The 15,985-nt window shown below is 53.5% G+C and carries 12 protein-coding genes; all 12 read left to right on the top strand.

Annotated features, from left to right (window positions below; all coding sequences use genetic code 11):
• Position 1 precedes the first annotated feature (1 nt).
• Positions 2-988 carry a UDP-glucose 4-epimerase GalE gene (gene galE, locus MKX42_RS25485; RefSeq protein ID WP_036696662.1) on the top strand — a complete coding sequence of 329 codons (987 nt, stop codon included), beginning with the start codon at positions 2-4 and terminating at the stop codon, positions 986-988.
• A gap of 82 nt (positions 989-1,070) precedes the next feature.
• Positions 1,071-2,654 carry a UDP-glucose--hexose-1-phosphate uridylyltransferase gene (locus MKX42_RS25480; RefSeq protein ID WP_340755592.1) on the top strand — a complete coding sequence of 528 codons (1,584 nt, stop codon included), beginning with the start codon at positions 1,071-1,073 and terminating at the stop codon, positions 2,652-2,654.
• A 528-nt stretch (positions 2,655-3,182) separates the two neighbouring features.
• Positions 3,183-4,346 carry an iron-containing alcohol dehydrogenase gene (locus tag MKX42_RS25475; RefSeq protein ID WP_340755590.1) on the top strand — a complete coding sequence of 388 codons (1,164 nt, stop codon included), beginning with the start codon at positions 3,183-3,185 and terminating at the stop codon, positions 4,344-4,346.
• 177 nt (positions 4,347-4,523) lie between these two features.
• Entirely contained in the window at positions 4,524-5,060 is a 537-nt protein-coding gene (locus MKX42_RS25470) for a protease (RefSeq protein ID WP_340755588.1), read from the top strand.
• Positions 5,060-6,631 carry a flotillin family protein gene (locus tag MKX42_RS25465; protein WP_340757809.1) on the top strand — a complete coding sequence of 524 codons (1,572 nt, stop codon included), beginning with the start codon at positions 5,060-5,062 and terminating at the stop codon, positions 6,629-6,631. Before MKX42_RS25470 ends, MKX42_RS25465 begins: the two co-directional genes overlap by 1 nt.
• Before the next feature lie 125 nt (positions 6,632-6,756).
• Positions 6,757-7,464, top strand: coding sequence for an ABC transporter ATP-binding protein (locus MKX42_RS25460; RefSeq protein WP_076082681.1), 708 nt, complete (start codon positions 6,757-6,759; stop codon positions 7,462-7,464).
• Complete coding sequence (locus tag MKX42_RS25455; RefSeq protein ID WP_340755586.1) at positions 7,457-9,076, top strand: hypothetical protein; 1,620 nt, start codon at positions 7,457-7,459, stop codon at positions 9,074-9,076. Before MKX42_RS25460 ends, MKX42_RS25455 begins: the two co-directional genes overlap by 8 nt.
• A 145-nt stretch (positions 9,077-9,221) precedes the next feature.
• A complete protein-coding gene (gene glcT, locus MKX42_RS25450; RefSeq protein ID WP_340755583.1) occupies positions 9,222-10,097 on the top strand; it encodes a glucose PTS transporter transcription antiterminator GlcT in 876 nt (291 codons plus the stop codon).
• A gap of 239 nt (positions 10,098-10,336) precedes the next feature.
• A complete protein-coding gene (gene ptsG / locus MKX42_RS25445; RefSeq protein ID WP_340755581.1) occupies positions 10,337-12,394 on the top strand; it encodes a glucose-specific PTS transporter subunit IIBC in 2,058 nt (685 codons plus the stop codon).
• A 101-nt stretch (positions 12,395-12,495) separates the two neighbouring features.
• Complete coding sequence (locus tag MKX42_RS25440) at positions 12,496-12,771, top strand: HPr family phosphocarrier protein (RefSeq protein WP_036696683.1); 276 nt, start codon at positions 12,496-12,498, stop codon at positions 12,769-12,771.
• Complete coding sequence (gene ptsP, locus MKX42_RS25435) at positions 12,764-14,476, top strand: phosphoenolpyruvate--protein phosphotransferase (protein WP_340755580.1); 1,713 nt, start codon at positions 12,764-12,766, stop codon at positions 14,474-14,476. The genes MKX42_RS25440 and ptsP overlap by 8 nt, the downstream gene beginning before the upstream one ends.
• Before the next feature lie 199 nt (positions 14,477-14,675).
• On the top strand, positions 14,676-15,920 hold the full coding sequence (locus MKX42_RS25430) for an MFS transporter (protein ID WP_340755579.1): 1,245 nt from the start codon (positions 14,676-14,678) through the stop codon (positions 15,918-15,920).
• Positions 15,921-15,985: the final 65 nt, after the last annotated feature.

Below are 15,985 nucleotides of genomic sequence, written 5' to 3'. Positions count from 1 at the left end.
GATGGCGATTCTGGTAACGGGCGGCGCAGGATACATCGGTTCACACACAGTAGCAGAGCTGCTGGACCGCGGGGAAGAGGTTGTGGTGATTGATAATCTGCTGACAGGGCACCGGGAGGCGCTGCTGGGCGGCAAGCTGTACGAGGGCGACCTGCGCGACAAGGCGCTGCTGGCGAAGCTGTTCTCCGAGAATGAGATCGAAGCGGTAATTCACTTCGCAGCCAGCTCCCTGGTGGGCGAGAGTATGAAGGACCCGGTTAAATACTACGATAACAATGTCTATGGAACGCAGTGTCTTCTCGAAGCCATGCAGCATGCCGGTGTGGATAAAATCGTCTTCTCCTCCACTGCCGCCACCTACGGCGAACCGGAAAAGGTGCCTATCGAAGAGACCGACCGCACCGAGCCTGCGAATGTCTACGGCGAGACCAAGCTGACCATGGAACGCATGATGGCCTGGTTCGACAAAGTGCTCGGCATCAAATACGTAGCGCTGCGCTACTTCAATGCTGCAGGCGCACACGCCAGCGGCAAGATCGGCGAAGACCACCGTCCGGAGAGCCACCTGATTCCGCTGGTGCTCCAGGCTGCGCTGAAGCAGCGCGAGAATATCGCTGTGTTCGGGGAAGACTATCCGACAGAGGACGGAACCTGCGTACGCGACTACATCCATGTCAGCGATCTGGCGGATGCGCATGTCCGTGCAGTAACTTATCTGCGCAGCGGCAGTGCGAGCAATATCTTCAACCTTGGCAACGGCCTGGGCTTCTCTGTGAAGCAGGTCATTGAGACCGCGAAGAAGGTTACCGGCCTGGACATTCCGGTTGTGGTTCAGGACCGCCGCGCCGGAGATCCGGCAGTGCTCGTCGCTTCCTCTGACAAAGCCCGGAAGGTTCTGGGCTGGGACCCGCAGCATGCCGATCTGGAAGGCATTATTCAGAGCGCCTGGAGCTGGCACTCCGCTAATCCGCAAGGTTACGGGGAGTAAGCAGCAGGTCTGATTATTGCCTGAAGGTGAAATAGACAGAATGCAAAGCGCCGCATAAGGCACCATAGAAGGAGAAAATGAAATGCAGAACGATAATAGTACGGCTGCTGCCGCTGAGAAGGCGTTGTATGCGATTGAACAGCTGGTTCTGTTGGCCGGACATACAGGACTTATCCAGCCAGCAGATGTGGATTACAGCCGCAATGAACTCCTGGACCAGTTCGGCTTCAGCGAGCCGTATCCTGGTGAGTTCACTGAAGCGCCGCTGGACAGCCCGCAGGCCCCGCTGGACCAGCTGATTGATTACGGGTTCAGTCTCGGGCTGATCCCGGAGAATACGGATACGTACCGCGACCTGCTGGATGCGAAGATTATGGGCCTTCTGATGGCCCGTCCGTCTGAGGTGAATGCGGAGTTCGCCGCGATCCGGGCGGAGCAGGGCATTCAGGCGGCAACGGACCGTTTTTATAAGCTGAGCATTGATTCCAACTATATCCGTATGGACCGTGTGGCGAAGAATGTGTATTGGCTTCAAGAGTCGCCGTACGGGGATATTGAGATGACGATCAACCTCTCCAAGCCGGAGAAAAGTCCGAAGGAAATCGCCATGGCCCGGCTGCTTCCGCCTCCGGTCTATCCGAAGTGCCAGCTCTGCCGCGAGAATGTCGGCTATGCCGGCCGGGTCAATCACCCGCCGCGTCAGAACCTGCGCGTGATCCCGCTCTCGATGAACAGCGAGAAGTGGTTCTTCCAGTACTCGCCTTATGTCTACTATAACGAGCATTGCATCGTGTTCCACCATGATCATGTGCCGATGAAGCTGACGAAGGATACGCTGAAGCGTCTGCTTAGCTTCGTGGAAGCCTTCCCGCATTATTTCATCGGCTCGAATGCCGATCTGCCGATTGTCGGCGGCTCCATTCTGACGCATGACCACTTCCAGGGCGGACGGCATACGTTCCCGATCCAGAAGGCACCCAAAGAGGATACCTTCACGCATGCCTCGTATCCCGGTGTCAGCTTAAGCACAGTGAAGTGGCCAATGTCCGTGCTGCGGATGCATGCCGAAGATCCGGCGGTGCTGCTGGAAGCAGGCAACCATATCTATGAATCCTGGAAGACCTACAGCGATCCGGCCGCCGAAGTGCTGGCGTTCAGCGAAGAGGACGGTGAGAGTGTTCCGCATAATACCGTTACCCCTATCGTGCGCCGGGCAGAGGACGGCGGCTACGAGATGGATCTGGTGCTGCGCAACAACCGGACCAGCGAAGAATATCCCGAAGGGATTTTCCACCCGCACCGGGAGATGCACCATATCAAGAAGGAGAACATCGGCCTCATTGAGGTAATGGGCCTGGCGATTCTGCCGGGACGGCTCAAGGAAGAGCTTGACGCCATCGCTGGCATACTCGCGGGCGATACTGCGCTTCTCGGAGATGTCCAGAGCCAGGGCCAGGAGCATCCGCTGGCGCTGCACACTTCCTGGGTTACCGAGCTGGTAAGCCGCTTCGGCACCTCCCTGAAGCGCGAAGAAGCGGTGAAGACCATCCAGAATGAGGTGGGGACGAAGTTCACTCACATTCTGGAGCATGCCGGAGTCTACAAACGCACGCCGGAAGGACAGGCGGCCTTCCGCCGGTTCCTGAACAGCAGCGGCTTTAACTGAGACCTTACTTAATTTAATGTTTGCAAAATGTACTGTCCCTGCCGGATTCGGCGGGGGCATTTTTTAAAAGATAAGAATGTATATGCTTCGCGCTATAATTATCCTTATCTTTCTCGCTGAAACGGTACCGTCCTTTAAAAGGACGGCAATGCCGTTTCCACTTGTCACAGGGAAATGACGATATGCGCCTCTATTGCGGGTTAATTACTGAAACCTGTGGGTGAAACGGACTGAGAAGACGTTATATCCCTCAGAAACTAATAATTGAGGATGAAGCGGACTGAGAAGCGCTTATCTTGTTCATTTGAGCGTAAAATGACGGATATCAGGGCGCTTAACGGAATCTCAGTCCGTTTATCCTGTCATTTGATCGGATTTTCCAATATAACGGAATCTCAGTCCAACTTACGAGCAGAGGAGCAGAGGAGTAAAGGATCTGTCTCCGTCCGGCTCGATTTGAATGCGCCAAGCAGTAGGACTATAATAGACAAGTGCTTCACATTCACATACTCATGGAGGTTTACCCATATGCGCAAGTTTGAATTTTATAACCCGACCAAGCTTATTTTCGGACAGGGAACATTGCAGGCACTCCGTACCGAGGTGCCGAAATACGGTAAGAATGTGCTGCTGATGTACGGCGGCGGAAGCATTAAGCGCAGCGGCCTGTACGATAACGTCATTGCTGAGCTGGCTGAGGCTGGTGCCGTAGTTACCGAGCTTGCCGGAGTGGAGCCGAATCCGCGTCTCTCGACGGTACATAAAGGTGTAGCGTTGTGCCGTGAGAATCACATTGACCTGATTCTTGCCGTCGGCGGCGGCAGCGTGCTGGATTGTGCCAAGGCAGTGGCTGTCGGAGCGAAATATGAAGGGGATATGTGGGACTTCGTAGAACGTAAGGCCGCACCTCAAGGGGCGCTTCCGCTGGGAACCGTGCTGACAATGGCAGCCACCGGCTCTGAAATGAACAACGGCTCGGTCATCACCAACGAAGTGACCAAGGAGAAAATGGGCTGGGGCAGCATCCATGCCTATCCGGCCTTCTCGATCCTTGACCCGGAGAACACCTTCTCCTTGCCGCGTGACCAGACGGTGTACGGTATGGTGGACATCATGTCCCATACGCTGGAGCATTATTTCCATACTGACAGCAATACGCCTTTACAGGACGGCTTCTTGGAGAGTCTGCTTCGCACCGTGATTGAGACGGCTCCTAAGCTGATTGAGGATCTGACCAACTACGAGCTGCGCGAGACCATTATGTACTGCGGGACTATGGCGCTGAACGGAATGGTCAGCATGGGCTTTGCCGGTGACTGGGCTACGCACAATATTGAGCATGCCGTATCCGCTGTGTATGATATTCCCCACGGCGGCGGCCTGGCGATTCTCTTCCCGCAGTGGATGAGATATAACCTCAGCACGAATCCTGCCCGTTTCCGCCAGCTGGCTGTGAACGTGTTCGGTATTGACCCGTCAGGCAAGACCGATGAACAGACCGGCCTCGAAGGCATTGAAGCGCTCCGCCGCTTCTGGGATTCCATTGGCGCTCCGAAGACGCTCGAATATTACGATATCGACGACAGCGAAATCGGCAGCATGGCCGACAAGGCGGTCCGCTTCGGCCCGTTCGGCAACTTCCGCAAGCTGGAGCGTCAGGACGTTGTTGAAATTTATAAGCTGGCTTTGTAAGTTAGGCATCGATAGAAAAGCCGCTCCCCATCTAGGGGGCGGCTTCTTTTGTTTGTTAATTTCCCCGCTCCCGGCATACATTAATGAGAGCAATACCCAACTTTGTGAAACCAAGGGCATGACAGTTGCGTTTATACTAGTATGACAGTCCGGAAGTAATGACGGGAGGAGACTAACATGCAAACGCTGTATTTGGGCTGTTTGGCGCTGGGCATTCTTTTTGCTGTAGTCAGTGTAGTGGTAGGAGACCTGATTGGGAGCGCTCTGGACGGGATTTTTGACATCGTATCCTTTGATTTCCTGAATCCTACCCTATTGGCAGGAGGGATCACTGTATTCGGTGGAGCAGGCATGCTGCTGGGCCGCTACAGCGGACTGGAAGATGGCGTGATTCTTGCCTTGTCCCTGCTGGTTGCGGCATTCATGGGCGTATTGATGCATTTGGTGGTAGTGAAGCCAATGAGGAACAGCGAAATGTCGAACGGCTTCTCCATGAGTGAACTGCCGGGTAAGATCGGCGAGGTTACAGTCCCGGTCCCCGGTTCAGGCTATGGGGAGATTATGGTGAAGTTCGGGGCAGGCAACAGCCTGCATACGGCGGCCAGCTTCGAGCAGCATGCACTGCCGGCCGGAATCAAGGTTGTAGTGGTTGAGGTACGTGAGGGTGTAGCACTTGTATCTGAATTCGAAGAGAGAAAAGGAGTGGACTTATGATGCTAGAAAATATTCCAGAATCCCTATTTATACCTGCGATAGTAATCGCTGTACTGCTTGTCCTCGGACTCGCCTTCTGGGCGCGTTACAAGACGGTTGGGCCGGATGAAGGCATGATTGTCACCGGTTCCTTCCTGGGCAACAATCATATATCAGATGACGGCTCCGGCCGCAAAATCAAAATCGTCCGCGGCGGTGGTGCATTCATTCTACCCGTCTTCCAGAAGGCGGAGTTCATGTCCCTGCTCTCCCATAAGCTCGATGTGACGACCCCGGAGGTCTATACGGAGCAAGGCGTGCCGGTCATTGCTGACGGGGTCGCCATTATCAAGGTAGGCAGCTCCACAGAAGATGTGGCAACGGCAGCAGAACAGTTCATGGGCAAGCCCATTGAATCCCTGAAGAGTGAAGCGCAGGAAGTGCTGGAAGGACATCTGCGGGCGATCCTCGGTACGATGACCGTGGAAGAGGTCTACCGTAACCGTGACCGTTTCGCCCAGGAGGTTCAGGGTGTTGCCGCCCGTGACCTCAAGAAGATGGGACTCCAGATTGTCTCATTCACCATCAAAGATGTACGTGATAAGCACGGATACCTGGAAGCGCTTGGTAAACCGCGGATTGCCGCAGTGAAGCGGGATGCGGAGATTGCCGAAGCGGAAGCTGTCCGTGACGCACGGATTCAGAAGGCCAACGCCGAGGAGCAGGGGCAGAAGGCAGAGCTGCTGCGTGATACCAACATTGCCGAAGCATCGAAGGAGAATCAGCTCAAGGTCGCCGCGTTCAAACGCGATCAGGATACCGCCAAGGCGGAAGCCGACCAGGCGTACCACATTCAGGAGGCGCGTGCCAAGCAGACCGTGGTGGAAGAGCAGATGAAGGTTGAGCTGGTCCGCAAGGAACGCGAAATCGATATTCAGGCCAAGGAAATTCAGGTACGCGAGAAGCAGTATGACGCCGAAGTGAAGAAGAAAGCGGAAGCAGACCGTTATGCGGTAGAGCAGGCGGCGGAAGCCGACAAGGCTAAGCGCATGCGTGAAGCCGATGCTGTGCAGTACAGCATTGAGACTCAGGCTAAGGCAACCTCCGAGCAGAAGCGTCTGGAGGGTCAGGCGATTGCGGATGCAGAGCTGGCCAAAGGTAAAGCAGAGTCTGAAGTTATCCGTCTGCGCGGTCTTGCGGAAGCGGAAGCTAAGGAGAAGCTGGCAGAAGCCTTCGAGAAATTCGGCGAAGCTGCTGTGCTCGATATTATTGTCAAAATGCTGCCGGATCTGGCTGGACGGATTGCCGAGCCGCTGGCATCCATCGATAAGCTTACCGTTGTAGACACCGGTAACGGCGAAGGTGCCGCCCGGGTCAGCAATTATGTCACCCAACTGATGGCGACAGCCCCTGAGATGCTGAAGAGCGTGTCCGGCATTGACGTCGAGTCCCTGATCAAAGGATTGACTTCGGGCAAATCGGGACAAAAGGATACGGTCAGACACACAGCAGCACCCCTGACCTCTGTGGTCTCAAGACCGGCACCGGCACCGGTCGCTCCGGTACAACCTTCGGAACATCCTGAAGGATAAGAGCAAGTCACCAAGGTATGGCAGGCAGCAGTAACCGCCAGCCATACCTGTTTTAAAAATATACGAATGTATAGGTTTCACGCTATACATTATCCTTCTATTTCTCGCTGAAACGGAGGCAGGGCATGGAGCTTATACTGGATAATATACGCAAGAGCTTTGACGGCAGGGAGGTGCTGAAGGGGATTGACTTTACCTTTGAGCAAGGCAAAATATACGGATTGCTCGGCCGCAACGGCGCGGGGAAAACCTCGTTGTTCAACTGTCTGAGCGGGGAGATCCAAATGGATAGCGGCGGCGCTTTTCTGCGGAGAGATGAGGTGAGTCTTCCGCTGCTTGAGGAGGAGATCGGCTACGTATTCTCCTTGCCGATTCTGCCTGACTTCCTGACCGGTTATGAGTTTGTGAAGTTCTACATGGATATCAATAAAGGGAAGATCCAAGCGGACAGGACCATCGAGGAATATTTCGATATCATCCGTTTCGAGGAGGCGGACAGGCACCGTCTGATCAAGGGCTATTCCCACGGGATGAAGAACAAAATTCAGATGTTGTGCTTTATCATTTCCCGCCCCCCGCTGATCCTGCTCGATGAGCCGTTAACCTCGTTCGATGTGGTAGTGGCGCTGGAGATCAAGAAGCTGCTGCGGGAGATGAAGCAGGATCATATCATTATTTTCTCCACTCATATTCTGCAGCTGGCGGCCGATCTCTGCGATGAGCTGGTGATTCTGAATAACGGCACGCTGCGCGAGATTCCGGCGGAGACCCTGCACAGTCCGGAATTTGAAGAGCAGATTATTGCCTTGCTGAAGGATGAGGATCATGATTAGGACGCTGAAGGCGATTCTGGAAGTGCGGGGGATGTCCGGCGCCAACCGGCTGATGTTCTATGCCCGTAAGCTCCCGGTGTTGAGCAAGCTGATCCCGGGCTCGGTCTACTCGGAGACTACGCTGAAGCAGACCTTATCGGTTATCGTGCATATCTTGAAGGTCCTTATGGCCTTTGTGACGAAGTTCGCTTATCTGGGTATTATGATCTTTCTTCCGGTGAAGCTGATAGGACAAGATATATCCTTAACCCTTCCTGTACAATACCAGCTTTATTTGCAGATGCTGCTGTGTATAAGCTTCCTTACGTCCGGGGTTTCCAGCGCGGTTATTTTGGAGCCGAAGCGTGATAAATACATATTCGTGAAGCTGATGAGGCTGCCGGCTGAGCGGTATATGCGGACCACACTGACTTTGCGCGGGATCAGCTTTCTGGTTACTTTTATTCCGGCGATGCTGGTCTTCGGGAGTCTTCTCGGTGCTCCGCTGTGGCATGGGGCGGTTCTTACGCTGCTGCTGACGTTCTGGCGTACGGCTTGCGAGGCGCTGCATCTGTGGGTGTTTGACCGCTACGGCATTGTTATCGTCAAAAGAACAAGCTGGATCTGGACCGCCATCGGCGCTGGCTATCTGCTGGCTTATCTTCCGCTGCTCCCCGGATTTGCGGTAGTAGAGAGCGGAATGCTGTTCAATCTGCCTGTGGTTCTAAGCATATTGGTGCTGGGAACCTTAAGTGCGGTCTATATCGCCCGTTATAAGGACTATACGAATGCCGTCGATGCCGTCACCAAAATCGATGATCCGCTGCTCGACATGGGCCGGATGATGAAAGAAGCAAGAGTGAAGGATGTGGCCACCCAAGATCAGCACTACTCGGCGGAACAACTGAATCAAGGCCAGTTCGAGGGAAAAAGCGGTTATGCCTACCTGAATGCAATCTTTTTCTCACGCCACCGGCGGCTGATCACCAGTCCGATAGTGCGCAGGCTGGTTATCATTGGCTCGCTCTTTGTTGCTGCTTTGCTGACGATGCTGTTGTCCCAGACCGCTTTTACCAAGATGACTCACTATCTGATTACGGCGTTGCCGACCTTCCTGATCATTATGAACTATACGTCCATTGGCGAACGCCTCTGCAAGGCGATGTTCTATAACTGTGATCTCAGCCTGCTGCGCTACGGATTCTACCGTGAACAATCGGCGATTTTAAGCAACTTCCGCATCCGGCTGCTGCGTATCAGCGTGCTTAATCTGATCCCGGCTGCCGCGATCTGCCTGGCAGTGAACTTGCTGCTGCTGCTGTCAGCGGAGAGCTGGGGCGCGGGGGATGCCGTACTCTTTTGCGTGACAATTGTGGCGCTGTCGCTGTTCTTCTCGGTGCATCATCTGTTCATGTACTATATCTTTCAGCCCTATAGCACAGAGCTCAATGTGAAGAATCCGTTCTTTACGATTGTGAACAGTGTGGTGCTGGGGGTAGGATTCGTCACGATGCAGTTCGAGAGTGAGCTTGGAATGTTTGCGATGATCGTAGTGCTCTCTGCTGTGGTGTATATGCTGGCTGCCCTGATTATGGTATACAGGTTCTCGGGCCGGACTTTTCGGGTGAAATGAAGGGAGCCTGCGGGTTGCCTGCAACACACTTCTAATTTGAGATTCTTGATGTTATGATAGAAGCTTAAGGTAACGAATCACACGTTGAACCATGCATCGTGCTGCTGGAATAGATCAGGATTCGGAAGTAAAAGAGGTGTCGCAAGTGAGCAGCATTACCGTGGGCAAGGTGCTTAATAATAACGTGATCATTGCCGAGCATCCCCAATATGCCGAGGTTGTGGTGATCGGCAAGGGGATCGGCTTCAACCGTAAACCGCGGGACCGGATCAATCTGTCCTCCGTAGAGAAGATGTTCATCCTGCGCAGCCAGGAGGAGCAGGAGCAATACAAGCAGCTGGTGCCGCAGGTGGACGAGAAGCTGATTGAGGTGGTCCAGGAGATTGTGCTGCATATTATGCAGAGCAGCCGCCAGACGCTGAATGAGCATATCCATATTGCTCTTACCGACCATATTTCCTTCGCGATCCGCAGAAGCGAGCAGCATATGGCTATTCATAATCCGTTTCTGTACGAGACCCGGGAGATTTATCCGGAGGAATACAGTCTGGCGGAATATGCAGTGGAACGGATCAATGAGGCGATGAAGGTGACGCTGCCGCCGGATGAGATCGGCTTCGTGGCCCTGCATATTGTCAGTGCGCTTAGCAACCGCCATATCTCCGAGGTGAAGCAGCATTCCCAGCTGATCGGGGATATGGTGGGGCTGGTGGAGGATAATCTGGAATACCGTATTCCGCGGGATTCACTGGATTATTCAAGGCTGGTGACCCATTTGCGGTTCGTTCTGGAACGTCTGCGCCGGGGAGAGACTGTGCGCGAGACCTCGTCCCTGGATGGACTAATGAAGCGGGAGTACCCCGAGATGTACATGCTTGCCTGGAAGCTCACGAAGGTGATCGAGCAGCGGGTGCGCATTCCGGTATATCCGGCCGAGGTCAGCTATCTGACGATTCATCTGCAGCGCATTGCCCAGAAGAAGGAAGATGAGCCGGAGCTGGAGCTGCCGGATAATCTGTAGATGATTTTGGGGTTGCAACTTCAAATCAATGGTGCTACAATGATCCCTGTTATGAAACAGAAGCAGAATACAAACGTGTAACTGATACGATCAGGCATGAGTGATTTACAGTATTATGGTTGTCCAGCCCCCTCTCGGGGTACTCTAACGTTAGCGTTAGCCGGGCAATCTGCATACTGTATTGCTCATGCCTTTTTTGGCTTCTGTTGACAGAAATTAAGGATTAGGAAGTGACCCGAATGTTTAAAAAATTATTTGGCGTTCTGCAGAGAGTCGGTAAGGCGCTTATGCTGCCAGTTGCCATTCTGCCTGCGGCAGGCCTGCTGCTTGGAATCGGGAATATGCTGGTTAACCCGGACTTCCTGCAATATGTGCCTGCACTGGAGAATCATACTGTTCAGGCGATAGCCACAGTACTTATGAACTCCGGGCAAATCGTATTTGATAACCTCTCCCTGCTCTTTGCAGTCGGCGTAGCCATCGGGCTGGCCGGAGGAGAAGGTGTAGCCGGGCTTGCAGCGATTATCGGCTTCCTGGTGATGAACGTAACCATGGGTACGGTAGTGGGCGTCAATGCTTACGTGCTGACCTGGAAGGATTTCTCGTATTCCAGTGTGCTGGGGATACCAACCTTGCAGACTGGGGTGTTCGGTGGTATCCTGGTCGGGATACTGGCTGCGTCTATGTACAAAAGGTTCTTCCGTATAGAATTGCCTTCGTACTTAGGCTTCTTCGCGGGTAAACGGTTCGTACCGATTATGACGGCAGTGACCTCCCTGATGCTCGGTCTTGCGCTCACGATTGTGTGGCCTCCGATCCAGCACGGTCTGAACTATGTGTCACAGAGTATGATTAATACCAACCTGACGCTGTCAGCCTTTATCTTCGGGGTCATCGAGCGTTCCCTGATCCCGTTCGGTCTGCACCATATCTTCTATTCACCGTTCTGGTATGAATTCGGAAGCTATATTGACAAGGCGGGCGATCTGGTCCGCGGTGACCAGCGCATCTTCATGCAGCAGCTTCGTGACGGTGTCGAGTTCACAGCGGGTACATTTACAACCGGTAAATATCCGTTCATGATGTTCGGTCTTCCGGCAGCGGCTCTTGCGATTTACCATGAGTCGAAGCCTGAGAACAGACGAATTGTCGGAAGCTTGATGATCTCCGCAGCGCTGACCTCGTTCCTGACGGGGATCACCGAGCCGCTGGAATTCTCCTTCCTGTTCGTGGCTCCGCTGCTGTTCGCAGTCCATGCTGTGTTCGCAGGCTTGTCCTTCATGACCATGCATCTTCTTAATGTCAAAATCGGCATGACCTTCTCCGGCGGGTTCATCGACTATGTGCTGTTCGGCATCATTCCGAACCGTACCGCCTGGTGGCTGGTTATCCCGGTAGGTCTGGTACTGGCCGTGATTTATTACTTCGGGTTCCGCTTCGTTATCCGTAAGTTCAACCTGAAGACTCCTGGCCGTGAGGATGCCTCCGAGGATGAGGATGAGGTAAGCCTGGAGAGTGTCTCCAAGACTGGCGACGATCTTCCGCGCAACATTCTGTCCGCCCTGGGCGGCAAAGAGAACATCACCCATCTGGATGCCTGTATCACGCGTCTGCGGGTCGAAGTGAAAGACAAAGCGGGCGTAGACAAGAATCGTCTGAAGAAGCTTGGTGCTTCTGGTGTTCTTGAAGTGGGTAACAACGTACAAGCGATCTTCGGGACTCGTTCGGACACGATCAAGTCACAGATTCAGGATGTCATGAACGGCAGAACACCGGCTGCAGCCCCTGCTGCTCCGAAGCCGGAGCCTGAACAGCAGGCCGGCGAGCAGGGCGAGGCTATTATACCTGAGGATATCGTATCCCCGGTAAACGGCGAGCTGATGGATATTACAGAGGTTCCCGATGCGGTCTTCTCGCAGAAAATGACCGGTGACGGCTTCGCTTTCCTGTCCGAAGACGGCAAGATTGCTTCGCCGGTATACGGCAAGGTATTCAACGTGTTCCCTAGTAAGCATGCCATTGGCATCATGTCAGACGGCGGCAAGGAAGTCCTTGTGCATATCGGGGTCAACACTGTTAAGCTTAAGGGCCAGGGCTTCACAGTTCTGGTGGAGGAAGGCGATCTGGTAGCTGCCGGACAGCCGATTATGGAAGTGGATCTGGAGTATGTGAAGGCGAATGCACCTTCTGTTATCTCTCCGGTCATCTTCTCCAACCTGCCGGAAGGCTCCTCCGTTACCTTGAAGAAGCCGGGCAGAGTAGTCATCGGCGACAAGGATATCATCACTATTCAGTAAAATGTGCAATGGCGAAGCGCTTCCATTATAATGAAGGGGGAGCGCAAGCCTTCACTATAATTCACCATCCCAAATTAACAGAAAGCGAGTTGGATTATATTATGCAAACAACTTTCAGAATTATTGACGAAGACGGAATTCACGCACGCCCGGCAACAGCGCTGGTAAATACAGCTACAAAATTTAAAGGCACTGAAGCTTTTGCAGAAGCTAAAGGCAAAAAAGTTACCCTTAAATCCATCCTGGGCGTTCTGTCCCTGGGTCTTGAAGCAGGAGATACCCTGACCCTTATTACTGAAGGCAGTGAAGAAGCAGAAGCACTGAACGCGCTGCAGGAGGTTATGGTTAAAGAAGGGCTGGGAGAAGTTCATGAATAAGATTTCAGGAATCGCGGCTTCCGCAGGTATTGCAGTAGCCCGTGCCTTTATCCTGGAACACCCGGACTATACCATTACCAAAACAGCGGTCACGGATGTGGACGCTGAGCTTGCGAAGCTGAAAGATGCCCTGGACAAATCCAGAGGCGAACTTCAGACCATCAAAGAGCGTACCTTGGCTGAGCTTGGCGAGAAGAAGGCGGAGATTTTCGAATCCCATCTGCTGATCCTTGATGATCCTGAGCTCATTACCCCTGTAATGGACAAAATCCGTGAGGAATCGGTAAATGCGGACTACGCACTGAATGAAGTAGCTACTCAATTTGTGGAAATGTTCCAGAACATGAAGAGCGCATATCTGCAGGAACGTGCAGCAGATATGCGTGACGTAACCAAACGTGTGCTGAACCATCTGCTTGGCATTCACTATGTGAGCCCGGCTGAGATCAGTGAAGAGGTTATCGTTATTGCCCTGGATCTGACCCCATCGGATACAGCACAGCTTAACCGCAATTTCGTCAAAGGCTTCACCACCAATATCGGCGGACGGACTTCCCATTCGGCAATTATGGCCCGTTCCCTGGAGATTCCGGCGGTTGTGGGAACGAAGAACGTGATGTCGCTGGTCAAAGCAGGCGATCTGGTCATCGTGGATGGTCTGAGCGGCGATGTGCTGATCAACCCTTCGGAAGCTGAGGTTGCCGAGTATAGAGCGAAGCAGGAAGCTTACGATATTCAGATTGCTGAATGGAAAAAGCTCCGCGACGAGCCGACGGTATCTGCCGACGGCAAGCATGTAGAGCTGGCAGCCAACATCGGGACTCCGAATGATGTGACTGGCGTTATTGAGAACGGCGGCGAAGGTGTAGGTCTGTACCGCACCGAGTTCCTCTATATGGGCCGCGACAAGCTGCCTTCCGAAGAGATCCAGTATAATGCCTACAAGACTGTGCTTGAGAATATGCAGGGCAAGCCGGTTGTAGTGCGTACGCTGGATATCGGCGGAGACAAGGAGCTGCCTTATCTGGAGCTGCCGAAGGAAATGAACCCGTTCCTCGGCTACCGTGCGATCCGTCTCTGTCTGGACCGTCAGGATATCTTCCGCACCCAGCTGCGTGCCTTGCTCAGAGCAAGTGCCCACGGTGACCTGCGTATCATGTTCCCAATGATCGCTACCCTTGGTGAATTCCGTGCAGCCCGTGATCTGCTGCTGGAAGAGAAGGCCAAGCTGCGTGAAGAAGGCAAAGAAGTGTCCGACAGCATCCAGCTGGGGATCATGGTAGAGATTCCTTCGACGGCTGTACTGGCGGATCAGTTCGCCAAGGAAGTGGATTTCTTCAGTATCGGAACCAACGACCTTATCCAATATACAATGGCTGCGGACCGTATGAATGAACAGGTAGCCTACCTGTATCAGCCATACAACCCGGCAATTCTGCGACTGGTCAAAATCGTCATCGATGCTGCACACGCCGAAGGCAAATGGACCGGTATGTGCGGAGAAATGGCGGGGGATGCCACGGCTATTCCACTGCTGCTCGGTCTTGGCCTCGATGAATTCAGCATGAGCGCCACCTCCATTCTGCCAGCACGCAGCCAGATTTCGAAGCTGTCTGCGGCCGACATGAAGGAAATGGCTGCCCAGGCCCTGCAACTCGGCACGGCCGAGGAAGTAGCCGCACTGGTGCAATCCCGCGTGAATTAATTCGTTCTACTCTGGTTGACTGCATTCCGCAGTTAGCTGCTCCCTGTAAGAGGAGCATTGGTTATAACTCCAACTACTTTACGGCCTCCTTTACAGGGGGCTTTTTTTTGCGGTTATATGAATTTCAGCAAATCTGGAACCGCCCGCCCGGGCGTTATTTTATATAATGAGTCCATTACTTCCGGAGGGTGGAACCATATTGCAGAGATTCAGTGCTCCACAGATTTATTTGTTCCATGTGTTTATGTTGTCGCTTGCGGCCAGTACGATATTTACAACCTACAGTATTTATTATGTAGTTGAACTTAAGCTGAATCCGCTTCAGCTTGTGCTGATTGGAACGGTGCTGGAGATAACGGTGCTTGTGTTCGAGGGTATTACCGGAGTGGTCGCCGATACCTATAGCCGCAAGCTGTCCGTCATCATTGCCGTGTTCGTTGTGGGGAGTGCTTTTGTCCTTGAAGGGAGCATTGTCTGGATCATGCACCCGGCTTCCCTGTTGCCTGCCTTCGGCTGGCTGCTGATCTCTCAGATACTGTACGGGATCGGCTGGACCTTCCTGAGCGGGGCGGATACCGCATGGATCGTGGACGAGCTTGGAGAAGAGCAGACGGGAAGACTCTTCATGCGCTCCAAAATATTCGGCTTAAGCGCTTCCCTGCTGGGCATCGCGGTCAGCGTAGGATTATCCCATGTTGCGACAAATCTCCCTTTTCTGGCGGGTGGAGTCATCTATTTCGTCCTGGGGTTCATATTGATACGTTACATGAAAGAGACGGGGTTCATACGCCGGAAGCGTGAGCCGCAATCCTCCGCTATCCGTGAGCTGGGCAAGACCTGGATCAGCGGCGTCTCTATCCTGAGGCATCATCCGCTGCTCCTGCTGCTGACGGTTGTAACTTTATTTAGCGGTGCTGCGTCTGAAGGATATGACCGTCTGTGGCAAGTCTTTCTTATGAATGAAGTCGGGTTCCCGGAGATTGGAGTCTCGATGGCGGCTGGCTTCGGGCTGATCAGTGCGGCGACTACTCTGTTGGGTGTGCTGGCTGTCTATATGGCCGGGAAGATCATTGATTTGCAAAAGGAACGTCAAGTAGCGGCCGCTTTGTTCCTCCTGACATCCATCCGTGCCGGCTGCATTATAATGGTGGCACTTGCGCCTAGTTTCTACTGGGCTATCGGGGCGGTGCTGCTCCTGGGGGTGGTCACTTCGGTCAGCGACCCGATCTATACCACCTGGCTGAACACGAAACTGCCATCCCGGAACCGGGCGACCCTCTTGTCGATGATCAGCCAGGCCGATGCCCTGGGTCAGAGTGCAGGCGGTCCGGTTGTAGGATATATCGGCAGCAGAATCTCTATCAGAGCTTCGCTGCTGTCGGCGGGCTTCCTGCTGCTACCTGTGATAGCGTTATATGGCAGGGTGCTGCGGAAGCGGTCATGATGTTTTGGAACTTCATTAGCTTCAATCCCCGGCGATCCCTGCCGATATAGGATATATATCCAGTG

Source organism: Paenibacillus sp. FSL R7-0204 (genome assembly GCF_038002225.1).
Taxonomy (GTDB): domain Bacteria; phylum Bacillota; class Bacilli; order Paenibacillales; family Paenibacillaceae; genus Paenibacillus_AQ.
Note: the sequence above shows the minus strand (reverse complement) of the source record. Positions and strands in the feature narration are given on the sequence as shown.

Bases quoted from the DNA above. Each gene is read 5' to 3' on its own strand.
- galE (WP_036696662.1), top strand. From the start codon at position 2: ATGGCGATTCTGGTAACGGGCGGCGCAGGATACATCGGTTCACACACA.
- MKX42_RS25480 (WP_340755592.1), top strand. From the start codon at position 1,071: ATGCAGAACGATAATAGTACGGCTGCTGCCGCTGAGAAGGCGTTGTAT.
- MKX42_RS25475 (WP_340755590.1), top strand. From the start codon at position 3,183: ATGCGCAAGTTTGAATTTTATAACCCGACCAAGCTTATTTTCGGACAG.
- MKX42_RS25470 (WP_340755588.1), top strand. From the start codon at position 4,524: ATGCAAACGCTGTATTTGGGCTGTTTGGCGCTGGGCATTCTTTTTGCT.
- MKX42_RS25465 (WP_340757809.1), top strand. From the start codon at position 5,060: ATGCTAGAAAATATTCCAGAATCCCTATTTATACCTGCGATAGTAATC.
- MKX42_RS25460 (WP_076082681.1), top strand. From the start codon at position 6,757: ATGGAGCTTATACTGGATAATATACGCAAGAGCTTTGACGGCAGGGAG.
- MKX42_RS25455 (WP_340755586.1), top strand. From the start codon at position 7,457: ATGATTAGGACGCTGAAGGCGATTCTGGAAGTGCGGGGGATGTCCGGC.
- ptsG (WP_340755581.1), top strand. From the start codon at position 10,337: ATGTTTAAAAAATTATTTGGCGTTCTGCAGAGAGTCGGTAAGGCGCTT.
- MKX42_RS25440 (WP_036696683.1), top strand. From the start codon at position 12,496: ATGCAAACAACTTTCAGAATTATTGACGAAGACGGAATTCACGCACGC.
- ptsP (WP_340755580.1), top strand. From the start codon at position 12,764: ATGAATAAGATTTCAGGAATCGCGGCTTCCGCAGGTATTGCAGTAGCC.